Origin of the sequence: uncultured Sphingorhabdus sp. (genome assembly GCF_937872355.1) — a bacterium.
GTDB lineage: Bacteria > Pseudomonadota > Alphaproteobacteria > Sphingomonadales > Sphingomonadaceae > Sphingorhabdus_B.
In genome coordinates, this window is record NZ_CALMSV010000011.1 from 1 (window position 1) to 8,493 (window position 8,493).

The 8,493-nt window shown below is 58.1% G+C and carries 7 protein-coding genes; all 7 read left to right on the forward strand.

From position 1 onward, the window contains the following. On the forward strand, nt 1-724 hold a 724-nt coding region (locus Q0239_RS00415), incomplete at its 5' end, for an SDR family NAD(P)-dependent oxidoreductase (protein WP_298596664.1). Between the two features lie 6 nt (nt 725-730). After that, nucleotides 731-2,317, forward strand: coding sequence for an AMP-binding protein (locus Q0239_RS00420; RefSeq protein WP_298596667.1), 1,587 nt, complete (start codon nt 731-733; stop codon nt 2,315-2,317). Then, nucleotides 2,314-3,927, forward strand: coding sequence for a class I adenylate-forming enzyme family protein (locus Q0239_RS00425; RefSeq protein WP_298596670.1), 1,614 nt, complete (start codon nt 2,314-2,316; stop codon nt 3,925-3,927). Before Q0239_RS00420 ends, Q0239_RS00425 begins: the two co-directional genes overlap by 4 nt. 4 nt (nt 3,928-3,931) lie before the next feature. Continuing rightward, nucleotides 3,932-4,798 (forward strand): amidohydrolase family protein, encoded by an 867-nt coding sequence (locus Q0239_RS00430; RefSeq protein WP_298596673.1) that lies wholly within the window; start codon nt 3,932-3,934, stop codon nt 4,796-4,798. 124 nt (nt 4,799-4,922) lie between these two features. Beyond that, nucleotides 4,923-6,056: a Rieske 2Fe-2S domain-containing protein gene (locus Q0239_RS00435; protein WP_298596676.1), complete on the forward strand. Its 1,134-nt coding sequence runs from the start codon at nt 4,923-4,925 to the stop codon at nt 6,054-6,056. Further along, the gene (locus tag Q0239_RS00440) at nt 6,053-7,732 is read left to right on the forward strand and encodes an amidohydrolase (RefSeq protein ID WP_298596678.1); all 1,680 of its coding nucleotides are present in this window, start codon (nt 6,053-6,055) and stop codon (nt 7,730-7,732) included. Before Q0239_RS00435 ends, Q0239_RS00440 begins: the two co-directional genes overlap by 4 nt. Before the next feature lie 8 nt (nt 7,733-7,740). Next, a partial coding sequence (locus tag Q0239_RS00445; RefSeq protein WP_298596680.1) for an amidase family protein occupies nt 7,741-8,493 on the forward strand: 753 nt, incomplete at its 3' end.

The window sequence follows — 8,493 nt, forward strand, 5'->3', positions numbered from 1 at the left end:
CGCCGACAACGGCACCCTCCCGATCGTCGCGGCGGCCGGGGCCTCCGGCGGCCGAGCCATCGGCGTGGTGATGGATCTGCTGGACGATGCCCAGGTCGCAGCGCTGTTCGAACGGGTCCGCCGCGAACAGGGCCGCCTCGACATCTTGGTCAACAATGCCACCTATATCCATCACCAGCTGATCGAGAAAAAGCCCTTTTGGGAAAAGGAGCTCGACGCGGTCAAGATCCTCGATGTCGGCTTGCGTTCGGCCTATGTTGCGAGTTGGCACGCAGCGCAGATGATGGTCAAGCAGGGCCGGGGCCTGATCGGCTTTGGTTCATCCTTTGGGGGTAGCTGCTATATGCACGGCCCGGCCTATGGCGCGCAAAAAGCAGGCGTCGACAAGTTTGCGCATGACATGGAACATGACCTTCGCGGAACCGGTGTGGTCGCCGTATCCATCTGGATGGGGCCGTTGGTGACCGAGCGCAGCCTGATCGCGCGCGAGACCAACCCCGAACAATATGAAGGCTTTATCGAAAGTGCGGAAAATCCGGAATTTACCGCGCATATCCTCAACGCGATCGACGATGCAGCCAACCGTGACGAGCTATCGGGTCGCACCCTGATCGGGGCTGAAATCGCCAAGGAACTGGGAGTGACCGACCGAGGCAAGGAACGCCCTTCCTATCGCGAAATGCTTGGCAGTCCCCCGGAAAAGAACCCCGCTGCGGTCTATTGAGGCATTATGGCAAGCCAGTTTCATCTCGCCGATCTGTTCGAGACCGTTGCACGCACGGTGCCGGACAGGATAGCTTTGATTGGCGACAGCGCGCGCTACAGTTTTGCCGAGCTCAACGAACGCTGCGACCGGCTTGCGGCTGGCATGGCAGCGCAAGGCGTAGGTCGCGGTGATGCGGTGGGGCTCTATCTCTACAACTCGCCTGCCTATCTTGAGGCATTTATCGCGGCATGCAAACTGGGTGCGGTGCCCTATAATGTGAACTACCGCTATCGTGCGGATGAACTGCGCTACCTGTTCGCCAATGCCGACAGTGCAGTGATCGTCCACGGTGCCGAATTCTCGCCGATTGTCCGCGAAGTGCGCGCGGATGTCCCGACGCTAAAGCTGACGGTCGCTGTCGACGACGGTTCCGGAGAGGACACAACCGGTTCGGTCAATTACAACGGCCTTATCGCGCATGAACCGGGCGGACCGTGGGAACGGAGCGACGCCGATTATCTGCTCTGCTACACCGGCGGCACCACTGGTATGCCGAAAGGCGTGATGTGGCCGCATAAGGCGTTCTTCTTTGCCTGTGCGGGCGGTGCAGGTTTTTCCAACCCGCGGGGCCCGGCAAAGGTCCCCGCCGATATCGAAAGCCGCGCGCGCGATGGTTATCCGTTGAAGTTGTTCCCCCTCGCGCCGTTGATGCACATGGCGGCGATGTGGGCTCTATGGGGCGCTTTGCTGAACGGGGTCACGATCATACTCGATGAGGGCAGGGTGTTTGATGCCGAGCGCATGCTGGATACCGCGGAACGCGAGGGTGCGAACATGATCCAGTTCGTGGGTGACGCAATGGCAACGCCGCTGCGCGATGCCCTTCGCGCCAATCCGGGGCGCTGGAACCTTGCCCATGTCGTCAATCTCGGCTCGGGTGGAGCCGTCTTCTCGCAGCATCTGAAGGATGATCTGAAGCAGTTGGTCCCCAGTGCCGGGATTGCCGGGGGGCGGGGCGAACGGGAATCGGGGTTGTCCGGAATGACCAAAAACTCCAAATACGGTGTCGGCCGCTTTCCCGCCAATGAATTTCAGCAGGTCGTGGTCGATGGTCGCATCGGCAATGTCGGCGAAACCGGCTTTGTTGCACGCACCGGGAACACGCCTATCGGTTATTATAATGATCCTGTCAAAACTGCGGAAACCTTTGTCCCCATCGATGGAAAGCTATGGGCCGTTTCGGGTGATGCCGGGCGTCTTGATGATGACGGTAAGATTACTGTTTTCGGACGCGGTTCGACCTGCATCAACACCGGCGGCGAGAAGGTTTTTCCCGAAGAGGTAGAAGAGGCGCTGCGGACCCATCCGGCGATCTTCGACGCCGTAGTTGCCGGTCAGCCAGACGAACGTTGGGGCGAACGGGTAATCGGCATTGTCTCGCCCCGCGCCGGGTCCGCGCAGCCGGCCTATGAAAATGTGAAGGCGCATCTTGCCGACAGGCTCGCAGGCTATAAACTGCCCAAGGCGCTGGTCTGGGTGGATGAGGTAAAGCGGTCACCCGCGGGCAAACAGGATTACCGCTGGGCCAAAGACATGGCGGCGCAGGCATGAGCAAGTCCGATCCGATTTTTGACGCTGTTACCGGCCCCGGATCGCCGTTTGAAATCGGTGCGCGCGATGGCATGCGCCAGTTCGTCAATGCGCCTTCCGATCTTAACCAGATGATCGAACGCGCCCGGGCCTTTGGCGATCGGGAGATGATCGTGGATGGCGACATCCGCCTTACCTATGCGCAGGCTTTCGAACAACGCGATGCGTTGGCAGCGATGCTAGGCATCAACCGGGGTGACCGTGTTGGACTGTGCATGAAAAACAGTGCGGCCTGGATGATTGGCTATCTTGCGATATTGGCCTGTGGTGGAGTCGTCGTCGCAGTAAACAGTCGCGGCGCGCCTGCGGAACTGGTGGCGATGCTCGACGATGTCGGCGCAGAGCTTGTGCTCGCTGACCATGACCGGGCAGACCGGTTGCGCGATGGCGGTTATACCGGTCGCATAATCGAGCCATCCGAATTCCAGGCAGAGGCTGGAGCTGTGCTTCCCGCTGTCGGATTGGCCAAGGCCGAAGATCCAGCCGCGATCCTGTTCACCTCTGGCACTACAGGGCGGGTGAAAGGCGCAGTTCTAAGCCACAGCAACCTTATCCATGGCATCATGCTGATGCAATTGTCCGGAGTGATGATCCTGCACGGCATGGCGCAGAAATATGGCACCGATGTTGAAACGCTGCGTTCACACATGCCGCAGGCTGCGGTGCTGCAGGTCTATCCGCTGTTCCATATTTCGGGAATGGGTAGTGCCTTTCTCTCGCCTTTGCTGGCGGGATCAAAGATCGTCGTGATGAACCGCTGGGATCCTGAAGAGGCTCTCAAGTTGATCGCATCCGAACGCATCACGATGTTCACCGGCGTGCCTACGATGTTGTGGGACGTCCTCAATCGCGCGCATCTTGAAGATGCCGACCTGTCATCGCTGACCAATATCGGCACCGGCGGGCAGGCGCTTCCAGTAAACCTGCTGGACGCCATCCGCGGCGCGTGCCCACAGGCATTCATGGGCACCGGCTATGGCCTCACCGAAACTTCGGGCAGCGTGGCCCAGGCGGTGGGAGAGGATTTTATCCGCAACCGCACAGCCGCCGGACGGGTCCTGAGCCTTGTCGACATGAAAATTGACGCACCAACTGGCCAAGCAGGCGAGATTATGGTCCGTGGCCCGATGGTGATGAAAGGCTATTGGAACCGGCCCGAGGAAACAGCCGCAGTGCTCTCGCCCGATGGCTGGTTCCGCACCGGCGACATCGGGCGGATCGATGACGAGGGCTATGTATTCATCGTCGATCGCAAGAAGGATATGGTGATCTCCGGCGGCGAGAACATCTATTGCGCCGAGGTCGAACGGGTGATGGGTTCTATGGAAGGCGTCGCAGAATGCGCAGCTTTCGGTATCCCCGACGAGCGGCTGGGCGAATTGCTGGTCGCGATCGTGGTTGCCAAGGATGTATCCGAAGAGGAAATCAAGACCGAGGTCGGGGAGAAGCTGGCGCGGTATAAGGCACCCGGCCATGTCCGGTTCGTCAATGAGCCACTGCCGCGTAACGCCGTGGGCAAGGTGGACAAGATCAAATTACGGGCCATGTGGCCAGAACTTACTGGAGTTTAATCAAATGGGTATGCCAACCGACATCAAGGTAATCGACTGCATGCTGGGCATTCCCAATGCCGAAGACCGGTCGGACTGGTTCGCTGCGTTCCGTCCGTTGATCAAGGATGCGCAGACACTCGAACAATTCTCGATGCCTGCGCAATATATGTTCAAGGATGTGCCGACCACCGGGAATCCTGGTGACTTCGTCAAATGGACGATCGAGCAGATGGACCGCTTCAACATTGAAAAAGCGCTGGTCGGCTGGAACGATGATGATACCTCGCGCCGCGCGAAGGAACTGTATCCTGACCGATTTTTCTTCGACGTGCCTTGCGATCCGAACAAAGGTGTCGAGGAAGTGCGCCGTATCAAGCGGCTGCACAGCGAAGTGGGTATTTCGGCGATCAGCGTGTTCCCCAGCGGAACGCTGCCGCAGGTCGCGATCAACCACAAATATATGTTCCCGCTCTACACGGCGGCGGCTGAACTGGGCATTCCGATCTGCCTCAATGTCGGCATCCCCGGACCGCGCATTCCGATGGAAACCCAAAAGGTCGAGCATCTGGATGAGGTCTGCTGGTTCTTCCCTGACCTCAAGATCATAATGCGCCATGGTGCAGAGCCGTGGGAAGCGCTCGCCGTGAAGCTGATGCTCAAATGGCCGAACCTTTATTATTCGACCAGCGCCTTTGCGCCGAAACATTATCCCAAAGCCATAATCGATTATGCAAATACCCGCGGAGCCGACAAGATAATCTATGCTGGCTATTTCCCAATGGGCTTGAGCCTTGACCGGATTTTTGATGACATGCCCAACGTGCCGTTCAAGGATGAGGTGTGGCCCAAATTTTTAAGAGAAAACGCCATCAAGGTGTTCGGCCTGTAGTTGCAGGTAAATGAGGAGAAGGGAGCCGGGAAGTCTGCTCCCCAAAATCTGTTTCCGGCCCGGTGAGACAACCCCCCGGCCCGGCCCTTCCCGAAAAGGGGAGGTTTGGAAAAGGAGACTGATCATGTCTGAAGCAGAAAACCGCCCCGCTGGCGATGCCCGCACTGCGCCGGTCGCTGTCTGGCAAATCCTCGAAAAGCTGAAAGGGCAGGATCTTCTGGACTGGCGCTTGGCCGAAGTCAAAGGTCGTGCTTCAATCGAGGAGCGCAACCTTGATATCGGATTTCCATTCGGCTGGTACCCGATTGTGATGACGAAGGATCTGGCCGTCGGAGAAGTGAAGCCGTTGCGCTATTTTTCCAAGGATCTTGCGATATGGCGAGGCGAGGATGGCCAAGTGCGCATGGTCGATGCCTATTGCCGTCACCTCGGTGCCCATATGGGTCATGGCGGCAAGGTGCATGGCAATTTGCTGGAATGCCCCTTCCATGCCTGGCGCTATGATGGCGAAGAAGGCGTGGTGAAGGAAATCCCTTACTCCAAATCCATCCCGCCGCAGGTAAAGCGCAAATGTACCCGCACCTGGCATGTAACCGAAGCCAACCGTTGGGTCTGGGCGTGGTATCACCCGCATGATGTGGCACCGTTGTTTGACGTGGTGCACATTCCGGAAACGTCCGATCCCGAATGGACCGACTATGATGTCCATGAATGGAATGTCTACGGATCTATCCAGAATATGGCGGAAAATGGCGTCGACGTCGCCCATTTCAAATATATCCACGGCACCGCCAACGTTCCTTTGGGCGATCTGCGCTGGGGCGACTGGGGACGCGGTGCCGATGTGCGCGGTAAGATGGGCACGCCATGGGGTGAAGTCGATGGCTGCATCAGCTATGATACGATGGGCCCGGGACAAAGCTGGACCCGCTTTACCGGCATATCAGAAACCTTGCTGGTCGCCTGCATCACGCCGGTCGAACTTGATCATGTGCATGCGCGCTTCTGTTTCACTCAGCCAAAGGCACAGGCCGAGGGCGAGCGGGCAGGCGTAGCACGCGCCATTATCCGTGATATCTGCAAGCAGTTCGATCAGGACAAGGTGATCTGGGACCGGCAGAAATATGAACCTAACGCCTTGATCTGCGAAGGCGACGGGCCGATCGCGCAGTTCCGCAAATTCTACAGTCGCTATTATGCCAAGGATGAAGACCGGCCTGAAGGCGAGAATGTAACACCTATCAAGAGAGCGGTATGAAGTATTTCCTGCCGCCTTTCGCAGCGCTCGCTTTGATAGCAGCAAAGCCCGCTCCCGAGCCGGCAACTATCTATTCGGGCGGGCCGATAATCACCATGGCAGGCGATACGCCCGAGACAGTGGAAGCCATCGCCGTCAAGGATGGAAAAATCACAGCGCTCGGTAATGCCGAAGCTGTTTTCAAACAGGCGGGCAAAAAAGCTAAAAGGATTGACCTCAGAGGGCGTACGCTTCTTCCCGGATTTATCGATGCGCACGGCCATGTGAGCTATGCCGGGCAAAATGCAGCGATGGCGCAGTTGCAGCCACCACCGGTGGGAGGGGTCGATACCATCACCAAACTTCAAGCTGCGCTTCGAGTTTGGGAGGCGCAGCGCCGACTGCCGGAAGGCGCCCCGATCGTTGGCAATGGTTTTGACGACAGCCAGCTTACTGAAGGGCGCTTTCCGACGCGGCACGATCTAGATGCGGTTTCAGCATCACGGCCTATCCTGATCATACATGTCAGCGGGCACCTAGCCGTTGCCAACAGCGCCATGCTGACCAAAATCGGCGTAGGCCCGGATTCGCAGGACCCAAAAGGTGGGCATATCCGGCGTGAGGCAGATGGTAAAACTCCCGACGGTGTTCTGGAAGAAACTGCATTGTTCCTTGCAATGTCGGCCATTCTTCCATCCGGTATCGAACAGGGACTGGCATCGTTGGTGACAGGCGCTAACCAGTTTGCGAGTTATGGCATCACCACAGCTCAGGATGGTAGGGCGTTTCCTGAAAGCTGGGCTGTTTTGGCCGAAGCGTCAAAACGCAACATGCTGCCGATTGATATCGCCGTGCTGGCATCGATGGAGCGGAACTGGCCGGAAGACGTGCGCGCTCAGATCGGCAATGGCTATGTGAACCGGCTGCGTATTGCAGGCATCAAGCTGACACTTGACGGGTCGCCACAAGGCCGGACGGCTTGGTTGCACGATCCGGTTCCTGTCCCACCCGAAGGAAAAGGCGCTGACTATCGCGGGTACCCGGCAATCGATCTCAACTTGTTCAACGCTAAGCTGGCCGAAGCCGCTGCGAAAAACTGGCAGGTCTTTGTTCACGTGAACGGCGACGAGGCGGCGCAGGCATTGATCGATGGTGTGCGCTCGCAGGGGCTGGCAGGCAAACGCACGATTGCGATTCACAACCAAGTAGTGCGGCCTGAACAGCTCGCCGAAATGAAAAAGCTCGACATCCAGCCAAGCTTTTTTGCCAACCACACTTATTACTGGGGGGATTGGCACCGTGATGTTGCTTTGGGCCCGAAGCGGGCGGATTTTATTTCGCCGCAGGCCAGCGCATGGAATTTGGGTCTTCGTCCAACCGCACATAATGACTCGCCGGTTGTTCCTCCAGATATCATGCGGCTGATATGGTCGAGCGTGAACAGGCGGTCGCAATCGGGCGACATATTGGGGCCGATGGAGCGGATTCCGGTTTATCGGGCTCTGCAGCAAGTGACGATCAATGCGGCGTGGCAGATCCACGAAGATTCCGAAAAAGGCAGCCTCGAAATAGGCAAGCGGGCGGACCTGGTGGTGCTCGATGCGAATCCACTCTCAAGCGATCCTGCGAATCTGCATGCCATCAAGGTGGTTGCAACAATCAAGGATGGTAAAACCGTCTTCGGCAGCGCCGATTAGGAGAGCTCATGCCTGTTCCAAAGCTTCATCATGAACCCGGCGCACTTGAACTCGCTGGTCAAATTTCGCGCGGAGAACTGAGCGCGCTCGAAGCGGTGGATGCCGCCATCGCACGGATTGAGGCGAAGGACCACGTGATCAACGCCGTCGTTGTGCGCGATTTCGATCGCGCTCGCGACGCTGCCAGACAGGCAGATGCTGGCGGGGTCAGCGGCCCACTCCAAGGGGTGCCGGTGACCGTCAAGGAAAGCTACAATATCGCGGGTCTCAAAACCACATGGGGTTTCGAGTTCGCCCGTGATTTCGTTGCCGACGAAGATGCCCATGCGGTCAAGCGACTCAAACAGGCTGGTGCGATTGTATTAGGCAAGACCAATGTTCCGGTTGCACTTGCCGACTTGCAATCGGTCAACCCGATTTACGGCCGCACTAATAATCCCCACGATGTGACACGCGTTCCCGGCGGGTCATCCGGCGGATCGGCAGCATCGCTGGCGGCGGGCTACGTCCCGCTGGAATTTGGTTCGGATATCGGCGGTTCGATACGCACGCCAGCACATTTTTGCGGTGTGATGGGGATCAAGCCAACCTTTGGTTCAATTCCGTTCGACGGTCATTATTTCCCCGGCGCAAAGGGTGCGGCAACAGTGCTTTCGATGACAGGACCGATGGCGCGGACGGCCGAAGATTTGGCCTTTGGTCTTGATCTGGTCGCTGTCCCGCCATTGCCCCGCTCGCGGCATGAAAGCCTGAAGGGCGTC